Consider the following 17,391-nt stretch of genomic DNA (forward strand, 5'->3'; position numbering starts at 1 on the left):
AACTATCGTTTTTTAACCATATCAATAATAAAAATTTTACTCGAGGTGTTAATATGAGCTTTGGTGGTGTGCCGCAATGGTTTTTTATCTTGGCCGTTGCATTTGCAATTTGCTTTGTTTTATACGCAGAATGGAATTCTAGAAAATAAGTGAGCCCATTAATTTGGACTCACTTTTTTGTTATTGTAACCGAACACGTAAATTTATTATTTTAATGTTCGTTTTAAAAACTCCTGTGTTCGTTCATGCTGAGGGTTTACTAACACCTGTGATGGTGGTCCTTCCTCTACAATTACACCTTTATCCATAAATACGACGCGATCTGCTACTTCTTTGGCGAATTCCATTTCATGTGTAACAATTAACATTGTATTCCCAGCATCCGCTAGCTGACGCATTACCTTCAACACTTCACCAACCATTTCTGGGTCAAGTGCTGAAGTCGGTTCATCAAACAACATGACATCTGGACTCATAGACAATGCTCGTGCAATCGCTACACGCTGTTTTTGACCGCCAGATAGTTGTCTCGGCTTCGCATTAACGTATTGATCCATACCAACAATTTGCAAATATTTTAAAGCAACTTCCTCTGCTTCTACCTTTGAACGCTTTAATACTTTCATTTGACCAACTGTACAATTTTTTAGCACATTATGATTGTTGAATAAGTTAAATTGCTGGAACACCATACCTAAATGTGTACGGTATTCTTGGATATTATGTTTTTCGTCTAAAATGTTTTCACCTTTGTAAATGATTTGACCACCACTCGGTGTTTCCAGTAAATTAATGCAGCGTAGTAGTGTTGATTTACCAGATCCTGAAGAACCGATTAAGCAGACAACCTCGCCCTTTTCTACTTGAAAATTTACATCTTTTAACACTTGGTTACGACCAAATGATTTACTTAAATGTTCTATTTTAATAACTGTCACTTGTTCGTCCCCCTATACTGCTTCTTTCTGTTCTTTTTGGTAGGCATCTGGTCCATCCAGTCGTTTTTCTATATACAGTAAAATTCTTGATGCTGTGAATGTCATGATGAAATAAAGGACACAAGCTATAAAGAAAGATTCGAAATATCGGAAGTTATTACCCGCAATTGACTTTGTTTGGAAGTATAATTCTGTCACCCCGATAACGTTTAATACGGCTGTATCTTTAATATTCATAATTAATTGGTTACCAGTTGCAGGCAATATATTTCGCGCAACTTGTGGTAATACAACATGAAGCATAATTTGAAAATGATTCATACCAATTGCCGATGCGGCCTCGTACTGCCCTTTATCAATGGATACAATACCACCACGTACAATTTCAGCCATATAAGCACCTGTATTTAGCGAAACAACTAAAATACCTGCCGTAATAAAGTGCATATCAATACCGAACGCCATATCTAATCCGTAAAATACAACCATCGCTTGTACAATCATTGGTGTACCACGGAAGAATTCGACATAGCATGTTAGTATAAAATTAATGAGCTTTAAGCTATAGAACTTTACACCTTTTTTACGAACCTTGATGGTATGCATAACTCCGATGAAAAATCCGATAAGTGCACCAATAATTGTACTACTAATTGAAATAAGTAACGTAAAATACGCACCTCGTAAAAACATTTGCCAGTTATTCTCAACAATAGAAATAATCCATTCAAGACTCATGATGTTCCTCCTAACAACGTCGTGTTGTTTGTTCGTTACAGTCGTCTTAGCTATCTACCATTTTTAGTGGGCCTTTTGTTTCTTTTATCTTATGAAACTCTTAGCTAAGACATTATTATTTTTTAGAGAGATTTTAATTGTATAGATTGTATTGGGATTGCACGGACTAGCAAATAGTCCGTGCATTCATATTATTGTGCTGCTGGTTGTTGGTGAATGGCTTCTTCCATAATTTTTTGGCGTTCATCTTCAGAAATACCTTTTAAGATTTCGTTGATTTTTTCAAGGTCTGCATCGCCTTTACGTAAACCAACTGCAATTGATGTATTTGAAATATCTGTATCGAAACCTTTTTCAAATTTGACGTACGTGAACTTATCATTTGCAGCTTCAGCAGAAATACCTTCTGGACGTTCTGCTACATAGCCGTCAATTTTTCCAGCTTCTAATGCAACACGCATTGCTGGGAAGCTATCCATTGCTGTTTGTTTTTTTACATCTTTGATTTGATCAATAACATTGTAGTTAGATGTATTTAATTGTGATGTGATTTTTGCTCCAGAGAAATCTTGGATAGATGTTGCTTTTTCATATTTACTACCTTTTTTAATAACCATTACAAAATCAGATGTATAGTAGTTTTCTGTGAAGTCGATAGTTTGCTTACGTTCTTCAGTAGGTGACATACCCGCAATGATTGCATCAATTTTATTTGATTGTAGAGCTGGTACTAAGCCATCCCATTCCAATTTTACGATGACTAATTCTTTTCCTAACCCTTCAGCTATTTTTTTAGCCATTTGAACATCATAACCGCCTGCATATTCTGCATTATCGGCAATTTTTACTGCGCCATTTGCATCACCTTGCTGCGTCCAGTTAAACGGAGCATAGCCTGCCTCCATTCCGATACGGAATTGGCCGCCACCTTCATCCGTATTCGTTTTACTACCCTCATTACTAGATGACGTCGTAGCTTTTTTGTCACCAGTACCACAAGCTGCTAGCAAAATTGCAGTCATTACGGACAACATCAATACCAACCATTTTCTTTTCATGTAACATTCCCCTTTTCTGTAAAAAAATAAGACAACTGTACCAAAAAAGACCTAAGTACTGAACTTAGGTCTTACTTTTTTAACAGTTGCCCAAATCCTCACTAAAATTCCATCATTCCGAGATAGCACAACCTAGTAAACCTGGAAAATAATTTACTAGGACAGTCCTGCAGTTATTCACTGCAGACCCAGCATAAAAGTACGAGCTCCTTTTATACTTCGGCGATATTTCCTTCTCCATTGCGTCTTCGCTTGCTTGAACTCAACAATAAACTAATAAATACCGCGCCTCTACCTCACAATAGGATAGATGTGAGGTTTGTATATTTAATTGATATTAAGATACTACTATAAAACTAATATGTTCGTCAAGATTATTTTATTACTTTTCTGACTAATTACAATATTAGGATATTATTCTTCTTAAATCCATTTTACACGTTTACAAATTTAGAAATGATGTTTCAATTACGTAGATATTGATCTCCGTTCCGCCTGGCCGCGCTTTCCTAGTGGCGTGACAGATTCCAAAGTAGTCGTCCAGCCTCAACTCCAATCAACTTATATAACTGTATAAGGTTCTACAAAAATGATGTTGTTTTTTCAGAAAATTCATATATTTTTATCATTAAAACGCTATACTTGTAATTCAAATGGAGCTGTTATTCAACAAAACTAAATTCTTTTGCACTATATACTTCCTGCAATGACGAACAATTTATGAAAAGCAAAAAACCCTGCAAAACAATGTTCGCAGGGTTTTAAAATATTCAGGAATTAAGAATTTAATAATAAATCTTCTGGGTTTTCAAGTAGTTCTTTAACAGTTTTAAGGAAGCCTACAGAATCTTTACCATCGATAATACGGTGGTCATAAGAAAGTGCTAAGTACATCATTGGGCGAATTTCTACTTCACCATTCACTTCAACTGGACGTTTTTTGATAGTATGCATACCAAGGATACCAGCTTGTGTACCATTCATGATAGGTGTAGACATTAATGAACCGAATACCCCACCATTTGTAATTGTGAATGAGCCACCTTGAAGATCTGATAAACCTAATTTTTTGTCGCGTGCTTTTTTCGCTAGGTCTGCGATTGAATCTTCAATTTCAGCAAAGTTTTTGCGGTCAGCGTCACGTACAACTGGTACTACTAAACCTTCTTCAGTTGATACAGCTACACCGATATCAAAGAAGTTGTTTAAGTGAATTTCATCACCAGCGATTTGTGCGTTAACATATGGGTATTTTTTAAGTGCTGCAACTACAGCTTTTGTGAAGAATGACATGAAACCAAGTTTTGAGCCAGTTGACTCGAAGAATTGGTCTTTTTTACGAGAACGTAAAGCCATTACGTTTGTCATATCTACTTCGTTGAAAGTTGTTAACATTGCTGTAGATTGTTTTACTTCAAGTAAACGTTTTGCAATTGTTTGGCGACGACGGCTCATTTTTTCAACTGTTACACGTGATTCATCAACTGCTGCAACTGCTTTAGGTGCTGCTGGAGCTGCTTGTGGTGCTGCCACTGGAGCTGTACCATGAGCTGCTACGTCTTGTACACGTACACGGCCTTGCGGATCTACTGGAGATACAGCAGCAAGGTCAATACCTTTTTCACGAGCTAGTCTACGAGCTGCTGGAGATGCGATTACACGCTCACCAGTAGTTTCTTCTACAACTGGAGCTGCTGCAACAGGAGCAGGTGCCGCTTGTTGCGCTGCTGGAGCTGGAGCTGGAGTTGCTTCAACTGGTGCGGCTGGAGCTGCTGCTGCACCTTCGCCAGCTTCTACTACTGCGATTACTTGACCTACAAGTACAGTATCGCCTTCTTCAGCTAAAATTTGAGTTAAAACTCCCGCTTCTTCAGAAATGATTTCAGCGTTTACTTTATCTGTTTCAAGTTCAACGATGAATTCACCTTTTTCAACGCGATCGCCCACTTTTTTTACCCACTGTGCGATACTACCTTCTGTAATCGATTCTGCTAATTCAGGGACTTTAATTTCAGCCACTTTCATTTCCTCCTTTAATTAACGTGCATTATGCACATAAAAGGGCTACTGCCTCAGCAAGTAGCCCGGCTCTCAAAATTTAATATGTGATTATTTAACCTTTACAGGCTCAGCAACTGCTTCTTCTACAAGTGCCGCTTGATTTGCTTTATGAGAATCTGCATCGCCTTCAGAAGTAGAGCTCATTGCAGGTCGGCCTACATAACGAAGCTTTTTACCTTCTGAAAGATCATGTAATGTTTCTAATGCATAATTCCAAGAACCTTGGTTTTTAGGTTCTTCTTGTACCCAAACAACTTCTTTTACATTTGGATACTTAGCAATAATACCAGCAACTTGCTCTTTTGGGAATGGGTAAAGTTGTTCTACACGAACAATGTGTAAGTGATCGAATCCTTCACCATCTTTAATACGGTCTGCAATGTCGATCATTACTTTACCTGAACCTAATACAACGCGTTCTACAGCTTCAGTTTTTGAACCTAGGCCTGGTTGTTCAATTACTTCTTGGAATGAGCCATTTGCTAATTGATCAGCATTTGCTGCAGCTAATGGGTGGCGAAGTAAGTACTTAGGTGATACAACTACAAGTGGTCGTACGCCTTCTGTTCCTAACAATGCTGCTTGACGACGTAATAAGTGGTAATAGTTACCTGCGTTTGAGCAGTTTGCTACGAACCAGTTATTTTCAGCCGACATTTGTAAATAACGTTCCATACGGCTTGAAGAATGCTCTGGACCTTGACCTTCATAACCATGTGGTAAAAGAATTACTAAACCAGATTTTTGACCCCATTTAGCACGTGCACCTGAAATAAAGTTATCGAACATAACTTGTGCCATGTTAGCAAAGTCACCAAATTGAGCTTCCCAAACTGATAGTACATGTTCATTTTCTATATTGTAACCATATTCAAAGCCCACTACCCCAGCTTCTGTCAGTGGGGAGTTGTGTACTGTAAATGATGCATTTGCATCTGAAATATGATGAAGTGGCGTGAATAAATTACCATTGTTTTTGTCATGTAACACTAAGTGGCGTTGAGAGAACGTACCACGTTGTGCATCTTGACCTGTAAAACGTACTGGTGTGCCATCTTGAATAATTGTTGCATAAGCTAAAGTTTCTGCATGACCCCAGTCGATTTTTGCAGAAGCAAATGCATCACGGCGTTTTTCTAAAATTTTGCCAAGTTTTTTCTGTGGTTCAAAGTTTTCTTCAAACACTAAAAGTTCTTCATTAATTTTTCCTAGACGTTCCGCACCAACTGCTGTATCAATTTGTGGGAATTCTATTTTTAATTCTTCTGGCATTTCTAAATGTTTGTGTTCATCTTTATCTGCCATATCTTTCACATGATCATAAGCTGCTTGCATTTCTGCATAAATAGCTTTATCTAAAGCTGCAACTTCATCAGCAGAAACTACACCCTCAGCTGCTAATTGAGCACCGTATAAAGCACGAACTGGCTCATGTTTAGAAACTAATTTATAAGTTTCAGGGTTTGTTACAGTTGGATCATCAGTTTCATTGTGACCATGACGACGGTAACCGATAAGGTCAACGATGATATCTTTACCGAATTTTTGACGGTAACTAGCTGCGAAACGACCCACTAGAGCTACAGACTCAGGGCTATCAGCATTTACATGCACAACTGGTACTTCGTAACCTTTTGCAGGGTCAGAAGAGTAAACAGATGAGCGAGAGTCTTGTAGTTCAGTTGTAAATCCAATCATGTTGTTAGCAATGATGTGAACTGTACCACCAGTAGTGAATCCTTCAGTTTTTGCAAAGTTTAATACTTCAGTTACGATACCTTGACCTGGGAACGCAGCGTCACCGTGCACAAGAATACCTAATCCTTTTGTGCGGTTATGAATAGCTTGCCCTGGTTTAGAAGTGTCATCTTGTGCTGCACGTGCAGTACCTAAAACAACAGGATTTCCTACTTCTAAGTGAGATGGGTTGTAAGCAAGCTTAACATTCATACCAGATTCACGCATGTATGAAGCACCCATATGATACTTAACATCACCAGTCCAGCCTTTAGTAATTTCAAGGCGACCATCTTCTGGCAGGAATAATTCATTAGAAACATGTGCAAAGTCAGAGAACATCATATCGTATGGTTTATTTAAAATGTGTGTTAATACATTTAAACGACCACGGTGTGCCATACCAATACGTACTTTTTCTACGTTGTTTGCTTCAGATGTTTTTAAAATTTCATCAAATAGAATGATTTGAGTATCTAAACCTTCACCAGAGAAACGCTTTTGACCTACAAAAGTTTTATGAATAAACTTCTCGAAGTTTTCAACACGAGTTAAACGGTCTAATAAAGCTTTTTTCTCATTAGAAGCTAATGCTTGTTTAAATGAACCTGTTTCAATTTGCGCTTGAATCCAATCACGTTCTTCTGTTGCTACTACGTGATTATATTCAAATGCTACTTTGTCTGTGTAAACAGATTTTAAGTAATCGATTGCATCTTTACCATTTTTCACGTTTGCTGGCACATCTTTGAAGAAGATAGCTGCAGGAATTTCAGCTAAATCTGCAGCGCTAAGGTTGAACGCGCTCTCTTCAATTTGAGCTGTTTGTAGTTCACGGTTTTTCAAAGGATAAATATCTGCCGCTAAATGACCGTTTGCACGGATTGCATCTGCTAATTTCACAGCTGCTAATACTTTCTTGTAATCGCCAGCAGGAGCTGCTGCTGTATTACTAGCTACAGCTACTTCACCTTCTACTACTACTGGTGCACCAAATTGTTGAAATAATAATACTAACTCCGGTTCTACTTCTTCAGGAGACTGTAAGAATAAGTCGTATTGCTCCATCACATATCCTAGGTTAGGACCAGAGAAAGCTGACCATGGAGAACTTACAGTTGTAACGTTGTTCGACATGAAAAATGACCTCCAAATTTTGCCTTTCGGCAGTTCCATTAATTAAAATACAATTAATTATATAATATTTTTCTGTTCTTTTAAAGGATGATTGACATCTTATCCATTATTTAAAGAACGTTTTTTCCATCTCAATCTTACTACTCTTCACAAAAAATACAACTCTTTTTAGCAAATTAAGCAATTTTATTCCCAAAGGATGAAATAATTAAATAAAGCATGTATTTTTCTCAATATTTCAGCGGGAATTTCAACGAGAAAACGGTTCCAACATTTTTAACACTCTTGACTTCCACAGAACAATTGTATTTTTCAAGTAACATTTTTGTAATACTAAGCCCTAAGCCTGTACCGCCTATTTGACGATTTCTTGCCTCATCAACCCGATAAAAGCGATCAAAAATATATGGAATGTTTTCATCTGCTATACCAATGCCGTTATCTTCTATTTTTATCAATGCTTCCTTTTCTGAGACAGATAGTGAAATTTGAATCTCAGGAATTTTTTCACAATAACGAATTGCATTTTCTATTATATTACGAACAATTTGACTAAGTGCATTTTCTGTAATAAATAATCGCCCTATTTCTTCATCTTTCGACAGCGATATTCGAGCTTCCGGATGAAGAAGTCTTGTGTCCTCTATAACCGCTTCTAAAACAGCTACTGCATTAGCCTCACTTTTGATGTCCTTTTCTTCTCGACGTGCAAGTTCTAGTAATTCTTCGATCATTTTACGCATCCGCGCAATTTCCATTAATGAAGTATCAATAGATTCCTCTAAAATCTCTGGATCATCCTTCCCCCATCGTTTTAAAAGGGAGAGATGTCCTTCAATTGCCTGAATAGGCGTTCGTAACTCGTGAGAAGCATCCGCAACAAACTGTTGCTGCTTTGTAAATGATATTTGCAGTTCATTCATCATTGCATTGTACATTTTCAATAAATCACCAATCTCATCATGAGACGTGTAAGATAATTGAATTGGTTCATTAAAGCCTTTATCCATAACGGTTTTCATAGATGAACGTAACGCATGCAATGGCTTCATCAAATAATTAGCTAGATAATAGCCAATTGAGGCTGATAACACCAATCCCCCTAACCCCGCTATGAGCATGGCTGTCAATAAATAATGCATTAACGACTGAAACTTAGTTAATGGATGAACAACTTGAATATACCCTTTGAAGAAGCCGAGCTGAATCGGTTCATTAATAACAAAGGCATCCTTTTTATCAATTGTCATTTCTACTATTTCATGCATTACGCTTAGGGGCGCAGCCTTCGAAGTATTATTAATGCTTAAAATCTCAATTCCGTCTACATTATACATTCGGACGGTTTGATCTCGATCCACAATGGCTTTTAAAAGACCTGTGTTTTGTTGAATTTGCTGTACAGTAAGATTGGGTCCTTGTGACTCTAAAAAGGATACCAAATCATCACTTGTAAGTTTAATCTTGCTTTGCTCATCATTTATTAGCCATGTATGCAAAGAAATATAAACGACAATACAAATAATCGTATAGCTAAAAAATATAACAGCACTAGATGTTAGCATCCATTTTCTTTGTAACGACTGATTAACTAAATAATCTCTTATTTTTTTCATTCGCGCATCACGTACCCAACACCACGAACTGTTTCGATATAAGCATTCATATCACCAGGTAGTTTATTTCGCAAATGCCGGATATATACATCTACGACATTTGTCTCTATATCCGTATCATACCCCCAAACGGAGGTTAAAATTAGTTCTCGCGTACAAACTTTATTTTTATGCTCTATCAATAATTTAAGTAAATCATATTCAGTTTTTGTTAAATCAAGCTTATTCTTTTGTACTATTACTTCGTATGCCGCTACATCGATTTCGATATCACGAAAATGTAATGATTCCCCAATTTTTTCATCAGGCGTTATCCGACGTAAAATAGTACGAATTCTAGCTAGTAGTTCTTCAATAGCGAACGGTTTTACTATGTAGTCATCTGCACCAGCATCTAAGCCAGCTACACGATCCATAACAGCATCTCGAGCCGTTAACAATATAATAGGCACCTTTGACTGCGTGCGTATTCGACGACAAATTTCAATTCCATTTATCCCCGGAAGCATTACATCTAACAACAGCACATCAAAATTTTCAGACGAGGCTAGCTCAAGTCCTTCACGTCCATCAAAAGCGACGAATACATCGTAACCTTCATGCTTTAATTCTAACTCCACAAAGCGAGCGATGTGCTTCTCATCTTCTACCAAAAGTATTTTTTTAGGCATTTCTTCACCTTCTATTCTAAAATAACCCTATGATGGGTTTCCTCTTTATTACTGTTATAGCATAACATCAAACAAAAAGTCTGTACCACAAGCAACTACTTGTTTGTACAGACTTTTTTAACTTCTTTCGGCAACTGTAAGCAGAGAGTCAGCTTCAGCTTCAGTAGTCTCCAATCTCTATAGGTGGTGAGATGAATGCGGTTTCAAGTCACTTTTCAGCGGGTGTTCCAAACATCCGTACCTGTCACTACGCTTTCGGTACAAAAGATATCCACTGAAATAGAAGAACTCACTCTAAGACCACCACGCCCTGTGGCAATTTATCTGTGCGAAAGCGACAGCAACACGGTTTTATCTGTGCGAAAGCGTAGCGACAGCAGCAACAACAACAACAACAACAACAACAACATACGACTAAGTGACCAACATCACGTTGGCCCAAAGCCTCCGGCGGATGTTACGGAATTATACCGAGGCTTAATTGATTAGGCGTTAGTAATACAGAGATTATTTTTTCCAATTTCCTTCGCTTTATATAAAGCTTGATCTGCTAATTCTAGCAATTCATTTAATGTTAGACCATGATCAGGATAATAAGCGATACCAATGGATGCAGTTGGCGCAAAGTGATGACTTTCGATCGTCCATCCATTTTTTAGTTCATTACGAATGCGATTAATAATATCCATTATTTGTGTATGCCTCGTCTTAGAATTCCGAGTTAAACCCGTTAGGACGACAATAAATTCATCGCCACCCATTCGTATAACTAAATCATGGTTACGTACAGCAGTAATTAAAACTTGCCCAAAAATTCGGATAAAATCATCCCCTGTGTCATGGCCGTACCGATCATTAACACATTTAAAGTCATCTCCATCTATATAGAGCATGGCTAAACACTCATTACGTTCTTGAGCTTCTTCCAATAGTTTCGGAAACTCCTTGTCTAAAAAACGACGATTTGGTAGTTGTGTTAACGTATCATGATAAGCTAAATATAATAAATCATTCTCTCGTTCCTTACGGTGAGTTATTTCACGAGATACCATCATGATTTGTGATACTTTTTCGCGCTCTGGATCATGAACAACCGTTACGTTTCCTTCAGTCCAAACAGGCGTACCGTCCTTTGCCCTTAACAGTAGCTCAAACTGCGTTTCCGTTTGGCCCGAATAATTATTTAGAAACGTTTGCCAAGACTTCCTACTTTGCTCATCGACAATGTTACTGTAAAACTGACCTTGTAATTCCACATTTTCGTAACCTAAAAATATCTCATAAGAAGGCGAGGTATAAATAATGATGCCATCTTCGTTTGTAATGACAATCAAATCATTTGTATTTTCTGTAATAAGACGGAATGTGCGTTCAATATTTTTCAATTCCGTTAACATTCTTTTCTTGTCCGTAATATCATAGTTAATGGATAAATATTGTTCTGTCTCGCCGAATTCATTTTTTAATGGAACAATAGCTGCTTCTACCCAAAAATCAGCATGGAATTTTGTGCGATAGCATAGCTCCCCTCGCCAAATATTCCCCGCTCTAATTGTTTTACTAATTAATTTCAATAAATTTTCCTTATTTTCACGAGGCTCTATTAATTTATATGGTTGACCTATTAGTTCTTCTGCCGTGAAGCCAGTCGCATTTAAAAACAAATCATTAACTTCTAGAATTTTAGCATCACTATCCAAAACAGCAATGGACGCTGCTGAATTTAAAGCAGCCTTAAAAACCTCTAAACCATGAGATTTTGAGCGTAACTCCGCTTTTTGTTCAGTGAATTGTGTGAAATCTTGCATGAGAAGAAAAATTGCAAAAGAATTATCCTTTTGCATAACTGGAGATAGTGAAACTAAATACATGCGCTCTTTTTTATCCAGTGTATGAAGCTTGATGAGTTTTTCGCCAATATTTTCGCCCAAAGCTGCTCTTTGTAAATAACACTGTATGTTCCCTACTTCATCTTTAGGAACAATTGGTAGATCGACGAATAATTGTTGTTTAACTGTTTCAGTATCTAATTTAAAGTCTTCCGTGAAGCTGGAGTTCACCTCATAAATAGCTCCTTCATCAGATAAGATGACCGTCGAAAAAAAAGCATGATCAAACATCGAGCGCAGAAATAAAAACTTATCTTCGATGCTACGATCATAGAGAATTTCTTTTGTAATTGCTAAAATATAGTCTTCATTATTATGTTTAAGCGGTCGAACAGATGTCTCATATTTACGAACTTCAGATTTATAATAGGCATAATCCACATAATCCACTTGACTATGCTTTGTAATTGCTTGATTGTAATTTTCTTGAATTACAGAAAAATTTTTGTGACTTAACGTAAAGGTAGAAAGCATTTTCCCAATCGCCTCATGTGATAAGAAAGCTCGAGCTGCTTTATTTAAGCGAATATATTGATAATCGTCTCCCACTTTTTTCATTAAAAAGACAAAATCTTTGCCAATAAACAATTCATTAAATAAATCTTCGCTTAAAAGATTTTCCATGCTGTCACCCCCATAAGTCGTTAATATTAATATAGAATTTTTATATAGTTTTTGTATATACAAAAAAATCAATACTACTATTATAACATAATTTAAAAGAATCACCCTTCTCGAATTGGAAAAATTTTATCCTTTTAAGGGTATTTTTTGATAATTTACCTCTTCTAAAGAAATAACATAATTCTAAAGAAACACGAATCGCTAATTTTTACTAATTAAATTGATATTATAGACTTAACGCTCACAAAAAATGTAAATAAACAAAATTTAACTATCTATCCAATTGTTTATTTTTCAGAATTTACTGACTAACAAATTTTATTTTTGTTTTAGCGAGGAAAATGATTGCATAAAGCAGGAAGATTGTTATATTATATTAAAAAAACTAGCCATTTTTCGGTATGGTCAAAAATCAGTAAGACAGCGGGAGATTATGGATTTCATAGTTATAACGTCTAGTTCTTTGGGTTTTAATTCCAGTACGAATTTTAGTTTTCTTCTTTATGTTTTAAAGGAATTGTTTTAACTACCCTAGTAAAGGAGGCGTTTCGTATGCTTAAACATCGAGACCTACATGAATGTACAGAGCTCTATGAGCTATTATCACACCCTTCTGTTTTCCCTTTTGTTCGTCAAAAAGCCACATCAGCTGATGAATATTGGTTTATGACAAAACAACTGATTGAAGAAGAAGCGAAGGGACTCGCTATTTCAAGGACGATTACTGATGATTGGGGTCAACCAATCGGCACCATTAGCATTCATGATGTCGAGGATGGTGCAGGCTTTATAGGAACGTGGATTGGTCTCCCTTATCAAGGGCAAGGTTATAACCAGAAGGCGAAAATGCTTTTTTTGAACGAACTATTTTTTGATTATAATTTCCATACGGTATTTCTCCGTATTCGTGTTGAAAATATAAAATCTCAGCGTGCAGCCTTAAAGCTACCTTATGTTGTGAGCGCAAATGAAAGCCACCCAACATTATTAGCTCAGGTTAACAGAGGCGAGGCGCAATTTAATTTATATAAAATTCCAAAAGACTTGTTCTATCTGACAACAGCCAAACAAATGGCAGAAGGCGAAGAACAAGCGATGTAATCTATATAATTTTCATAAAAATAAGCTATGTGTTCTGTCTTGATGACAGGCACATAGCTTTTTCTGTTTTCGGTACATATTATTGCTGTATTGTTATATAAGTACAAGCTATACAATAGGATACAAGTAAAGAGCCTACTTTTTATATTGTAAAATCAATTTCGCCATTTCTTCTGGCGTTTTCGGTCTTTGTGTTTTTTCCATTGTTGCAACCATCTCTGCTTTGCGCTCTGTTAATACATGGACTGATTTTTTAAAGGATTCCTTTGTTAACTCTTCCTCTTGTAATACTTCCGCATAACCCTGTCTTTTAAATAGGTTGGCATTTAATATTTGGTCACCACGACTTTTTTGTGCAGATAATGGCACTAATAACATCGGCTTGTGAAGTGCTAAAAATTCAAAAATCGAATTGGAGCCAGCACGCGAGACGATAAAGTCTGCCGCATGTAATAAATCTGGTAATTCTGTTGTTACATATTCAAACTGCTTGTAACCAGAAATAGATTCAAATGATTTGTCGTAATTTCCTTTACCACACAAATGAATGATTTGGAACTGTTTTACAAGCTCCGGTAAATTTTGACGTAGTGCATCATTCAAGACAACTGAACCTAGACTCCCTCCCATTACAAGAAGAACAGGTTTTAATGTTGTAAAGTCACATAATGATAACCCTTTCGCTCGATCTCCAGTAAATAACTCTTGGCGAATAATTGAGCCTGTGCATGTTGCCTTTTCTTTCGGCAAGTGCTGTAATGTTTCTTCAAAAATCGTAAAGATGTGTGATGCAAACGGCAGCGCAATTTTATTGGCCAAGCCAGGTGTAACATCTGATTCATGAATAACTACCGGAACACCAGCAAGTTTCGCGGCCATAACAACTGGTACAGAAACAAAGCCACCCTTTGAAAAAATTACTTGGGGTTTCACTTTTTTGATAATACGAAAAGCCTGCATAATTCCAGCAAGCACTTTAAATGGATCTGTAAAATTTTTCATTGAGAAATAACGACGCAATTTCCCACTTGAAATACCGTAAAACGGAACACTAGGAAACGCCTCGCCTATTAATTCTTTTTCAATGCCCTGGTCTGAGCCAATATAGTGGACATCATAACCTAGTACTTGTAAAGACGGGAGTATCGCTTGATTGAGCGATACATGACCAGCTGTCCCTCCACCGGTTAAAATGATTGTTTGTTGTTTCACATTAATTCTCCTATTCCTTAAAAGCCATACTACTTTTTGTTTACAGTCTTTTATTTTACTATATGCGAACGAAAAGATATAGATGAAGCTTTTAACTTCTTTCAGCAAGTGTTTTATGTAGCGAAGCAAAGCGTCAGCTACAAGTGTTTTATGTAGCGAAGCAAAGCGTCAGCTACAAGTGTTTTATGTAGCGAAAGCAAAGCGCAGCGTCAGCTACAAGTGTTTTGTGTCGCGAAAGGGCAGCGTCAGATACGAATGTTTTCTATGCGAAAGTACAATGTTAACAGAGCGACATCAACAATTATGTCGAGGCATAATTGATTTTTCAGCTTTCCTCTATTTATTTATGCTATACTCATTAATTAAATATGTAAATGAAGGAAGATATACACTATGAATCAGACAACTACGTTAAAAGAAAAATATGCATTACTATTAAAAATTATCGTACCCATTTTAGTCTCGCAGGTAGCTATTTATCTCATTTCTTTCTTCGATATTTTAATGTCGAGTCGGTACGGTACTGCAGACCTAGCCGGAGTGTCAATCGGCTCCTCTATTTGGATGCCTACTTATATAGGGTTATCTGGAATTCTCCTTGCGATCACACCTATTGTCTCACAGCTTGTTGGTGCTAAAAAGGAGTTGGCAGCAAAGAAGGCAGTTCAGCAAGGAATCTATGTAGCCATCGTATTATCGATACTTATTTTTATTGTGTTATTCTTTGGTATTGATTGGATTCTTGGCAAAATGAATTTAGAAACCTCTGTACATACTATTGCTAAATCCTATATTCATGCGATGTGCGCTGGTCTTATACCTCTCTTTTTATTTTTTGTCATGCGCTGTTTTATCGATGCGCTTGGACAAACTCGCGTCACTATGATTATTACATTACTTACAACACCTATTAATATTGTGTTGAATTATATTTTTATTTTCGGCAAATTTGGAGCACCCGAGCTTGGTGGTATAGGTGCAGGCGTTGCAACGGCGATTACATACTGGCTAGTTTTCTTGATCACAGTTTGGATTATTGCAAAGCGCGTGCCATTTGAACGCTTCCGCCTATTCCATGACTGGCCAAAATTCGAATGGCTTCGTTGGAAGGAAATTTTAATCATTGGTGTACCGATCGGAATATCTTTATTTGCAGAAACGAGTATTTTTTCTGCTGTAACAATGATGATGAGTAGCTTTAGTACAGCGATTATCGCAGCTCATCAAATAGCTTTAAATTTCACTTCCCTGCTCTATATGGTACCGCTTAGTATATCAATGGGCGTTACGATATTAGTAGGTTTTGAAATTGGCGCTAACCGAATGCACGATGCTAAACTCTACAGCTATTTATGTGTTGGCACCGCGATTTTATTTAGCTTTATTTCAGCTTGTATCCTTTTTATCCTTCGTGAGCCTGTTGCAAATATGTATACGACTGATGGAAAAGTGCTAGAATACGCTAGTCATTTTTTAATATACGCTGCCATATTCCAGCTATCTGATGCAATCCAAGCACCTGTACAAGGGGCTTTAAGAGGCTACAAGGATGTTACAATGACATTTATCATGGCGATCATTTCGTATTGGATCATCGGCTTGCCTGTCGGATATTTACTGGCCACTCACACAAACTTCGGACCGTTTGGCTATTGGATTGGGCTAGTTGCAGGTCTTACTACAGGAGCAATTACTTTATTAATACGTTTATTACTTGTTCAAAAAAGATATACAAGGACTCCCAAAACAACAATAGCAAACTAGACTTTGTTCTAGTTTGCTATTTTTCATTTAATGAAGTAACTAACCTCTAAACTGTATGAAGGGAAAATTTCTTTCTCCTAACGTTTCCCCCTATCCCTACCTGCTTTTAAAGAATTAAAAAATAAAATTGTCGACTTGTAATATTGTTACGGATTGTTTGAAATGTGAAATCAGATATTAATTAAACAAAGAACAAAACAAAATATATATCTTACCTAATGTAAAAAAAGGTTATTGACAAAAAATATGATTAGTATTACTATTGTCTCGGATTCGAGACAATTTAATTCGAGGTTTTTTAAGTTAGTGGAACTGGCAGTTTTGTTGAAAATACCTGTATAAAAATAAATCTAATTTAACTATGAGAAAGTGATGATGTAATAGAATTCTATACTAGTACAATTCCATTAGGAACTTATGGTAAAACAACTGCACAAACAGTTAATTGGTTCGGACAAGTAGATATAGTCGTAACTAATGCTGGTATTCCTAGTGACACGCCTATTCATTTAGAAACAGCAAAAACTTGGCAAAATCTTAATCTAACTGGTGTATTTTACTCAAATAAATATGCTATTTAGCAAATGAGAAAACAAGGAAAAGGTGGATCTATTATTAATACTGCCTCTACTCTTGGTTTAGTTTGTGAGCCAATTGCAATTTCTGACTCTGCGGCAAAGCAACCTTTATCATTGGGGCAACAATTCCAGTTGACGGTGGCTATACTGCAAAATAAAAGTATGCGTCAATAACATCTAATTTCGAGCTTCTACTATGAAATATAAAAAAGATGACCGCTAAGCCTTTTACGACTTAGTGGTCATCCTCTTATTCAATCAAGCTAT

13 protein-coding genes and 1 riboswitch are annotated in these 17,391 nt (G+C 36.7%); of the genes, 4 read left to right on the forward strand and 9 right to left on the reverse strand.

Annotated features, from left to right (window positions below; all coding sequences use genetic code 11):
• Positions 1–206: 206 nt before the first annotated feature.
• The 7 genes from ACZ11_RS08940 to ACZ11_RS08970 all read right to left on the reverse strand — a co-directional run bounded on the left by ACZ11_RS08940 (position 207) and on the right by ACZ11_RS08970 (position 9,956).
• Entirely contained in the window at positions 207–938 is a 732-nt protein-coding gene (locus tag ACZ11_RS08940; RefSeq protein WP_049665412.1) for an amino acid ABC transporter ATP-binding protein, read from the reverse strand.
• A gap of 12 nt (positions 939–950) precedes the next feature.
• A complete protein-coding gene (locus ACZ11_RS08945) occupies positions 951–1,676 on the reverse strand; it encodes an amino acid ABC transporter permease (RefSeq protein ID WP_049665413.1) in 726 nt (241 codons plus the stop codon).
• Between the two features lie 191 nt (positions 1,677–1,867).
• Positions 1,868–2,734 carry a transporter substrate-binding domain-containing protein gene (locus ACZ11_RS08950; RefSeq protein ID WP_049665415.1) on the reverse strand — a complete coding sequence of 289 codons (867 nt, stop codon included), beginning with the start codon at positions 2,732–2,734 and terminating at the stop codon, positions 1,868–1,870.
• 115 nt (positions 2,735–2,849) lie between these two features.
• A riboswitch (Lysine riboswitch) is annotated at positions 2,850–3,036 on the reverse strand.
• 475 nt (positions 3,037–3,511) lie between these two features.
• Positions 3,512–4,753, reverse strand: coding sequence for a 2-oxoglutarate dehydrogenase complex dihydrolipoyllysine-residue succinyltransferase (odhB, locus tag ACZ11_RS08955; RefSeq protein ID WP_049665416.1), 1,242 nt, complete (start codon positions 4,751–4,753; stop codon positions 3,512–3,514).
• A 90-nt stretch (positions 4,754–4,843) separates the two neighbouring features.
• On the reverse strand, positions 4,844–7,669 hold the full coding sequence (locus ACZ11_RS08960; protein WP_049665418.1) for a 2-oxoglutarate dehydrogenase E1 component: 2,826 nt from the start codon (positions 7,667–7,669) through the stop codon (positions 4,844–4,846).
• 230 nt (positions 7,670–7,899) lie between these two features.
• Positions 7,900–9,285 carry a HAMP domain-containing histidine kinase gene (locus tag ACZ11_RS08965; RefSeq protein WP_049665419.1) on the reverse strand — a complete coding sequence of 462 codons (1,386 nt, stop codon included), beginning with the start codon at positions 9,283–9,285 and terminating at the stop codon, positions 7,900–7,902.
• Entirely contained in the window at positions 9,282–9,956 is a 675-nt protein-coding gene (locus tag ACZ11_RS08970) for a response regulator transcription factor (RefSeq protein ID WP_049665420.1), read from the reverse strand. Before ACZ11_RS08970 ends, ACZ11_RS08965 begins: the two co-directional genes overlap by 4 nt.
• Positions 9,957–10,151: 195 nt before the next feature.
• On the opposite strand from ACZ11_RS08970, the gene ACZ11_RS08975 reads away from it, so the two are divergent.
• On the forward strand, positions 10,152–10,445 hold the full coding sequence (locus ACZ11_RS08975; RefSeq protein ID WP_049665422.1) for a hypothetical protein: 294 nt from the start codon (positions 10,152–10,154) through the stop codon (positions 10,443–10,445).
• On the opposite strand, the gene ACZ11_RS08980 is transcribed toward ACZ11_RS08975, so the two are convergent.
• Positions 10,442–12,469, reverse strand: a complete 2,028-nt coding sequence (locus ACZ11_RS08980; RefSeq protein WP_049665423.1) for a diguanylate cyclase domain-containing protein — start codon at positions 12,467–12,469, stop codon at positions 10,442–10,444. The two genes, ACZ11_RS08975 and ACZ11_RS08980, sit on opposite strands and share 4 nt — an antisense overlap.
• Positions 12,470–13,021: 552 nt before the next feature.
• Here ACZ11_RS08980 and ACZ11_RS08985 point away from each other — a divergent pair.
• Positions 13,022–13,570: a GNAT family N-acetyltransferase gene (locus ACZ11_RS08985; RefSeq protein ID WP_049665425.1), complete on the forward strand. Its 549-nt coding sequence runs from the start codon at positions 13,022–13,024 to the stop codon at positions 13,568–13,570.
• Between the two features lie 135 nt (positions 13,571–13,705).
• On the opposite strand, the gene ACZ11_RS08990 is transcribed toward ACZ11_RS08985, so the two are convergent.
• Positions 13,706–14,782 (reverse strand): undecaprenyldiphospho-muramoylpentapeptide beta-N-acetylglucosaminyltransferase, encoded by a 1,077-nt coding sequence (locus tag ACZ11_RS08990; protein WP_049665426.1) that lies wholly within the window; start codon positions 14,780–14,782, stop codon positions 13,706–13,708.
• A gap of 393 nt (positions 14,783–15,175) precedes the next feature.
• Between ACZ11_RS08990 and ACZ11_RS08995 the strand changes: the two genes are divergently transcribed.
• Positions 15,176–16,546 (forward strand): MATE family efflux transporter, encoded by a 1,371-nt coding sequence (locus tag ACZ11_RS08995; protein WP_049665427.1) that lies wholly within the window; start codon positions 15,176–15,178, stop codon positions 16,544–16,546.
• A 584-nt stretch (positions 16,547–17,130) separates the two neighbouring features.
• The gene (locus ACZ11_RS26260) at positions 17,131–17,298 is read left to right on the forward strand and encodes a hypothetical protein (protein WP_161804451.1); all 168 of its coding nucleotides are present in this window, start codon (positions 17,131–17,133) and stop codon (positions 17,296–17,298) included.
• Positions 17,299–17,391: the final 93 nt, after the last annotated feature.

The sequence above is a fragment of the Lysinibacillus xylanilyticus genome, from assembly GCF_001183605.1.
GTDB lineage: Bacteria > Bacillota > Bacilli > Bacillales_A > Planococcaceae > Lysinibacillus > Lysinibacillus xylanilyticus.

Excerpts from the sequence above, each read along its gene's own strand:
- ACZ11_RS08970 (WP_049665420.1), bottom strand. The coding sequence starts at position 9,956 with ATGCCTAAAAAAATACTTTTGGTAGAAGATGAGAAGCACATCGCTCGC.
- ACZ11_RS08985 (WP_049665425.1), top strand. The coding sequence starts at position 13,022 with ATGCTTAAACATCGAGACCTACATGAATGTACAGAGCTCTATGAGCTA.
- ACZ11_RS08995 (WP_049665427.1), top strand. The coding sequence starts at position 15,176 with ATGAATCAGACAACTACGTTAAAAGAAAAATATGCATTACTATTAAAA.
- ACZ11_RS08960 (WP_049665418.1), bottom strand. The coding sequence starts at position 7,669 with ATGTCGAACAACGTTACAACTGTAAGTTCTCCATGGTCAGCTTTCTCT.
- ACZ11_RS08965 (WP_049665419.1), bottom strand. The coding sequence starts at position 9,285 with ATGAAAAAAATAAGAGATTATTTAGTTAATCAGTCGTTACAAAGAAAA.
- ACZ11_RS26260 (WP_161804451.1), top strand. The coding sequence starts at position 17,131 with ATGAGAAAACAAGGAAAAGGTGGATCTATTATTAATACTGCCTCTACT.
- ACZ11_RS08950 (WP_049665415.1), bottom strand. The coding sequence starts at position 2,734 with ATGAAAAGAAAATGGTTGGTATTGATGTTGTCCGTAATGACTGCAATT.
- ACZ11_RS08980 (WP_049665423.1), bottom strand. The coding sequence starts at position 12,469 with ATGGAAAATCTTTTAAGCGAAGATTTATTTAATGAATTGTTTATTGGC.
- ACZ11_RS08945 (WP_049665413.1), bottom strand. The coding sequence starts at position 1,676 with ATGAGTCTTGAATGGATTATTTCTATTGTTGAGAATAACTGGCAAATG.
- ACZ11_RS08975 (WP_049665422.1), top strand. The coding sequence starts at position 10,152 with ATGCGGTTTCAAGTCACTTTTCAGCGGGTGTTCCAAACATCCGTACCT.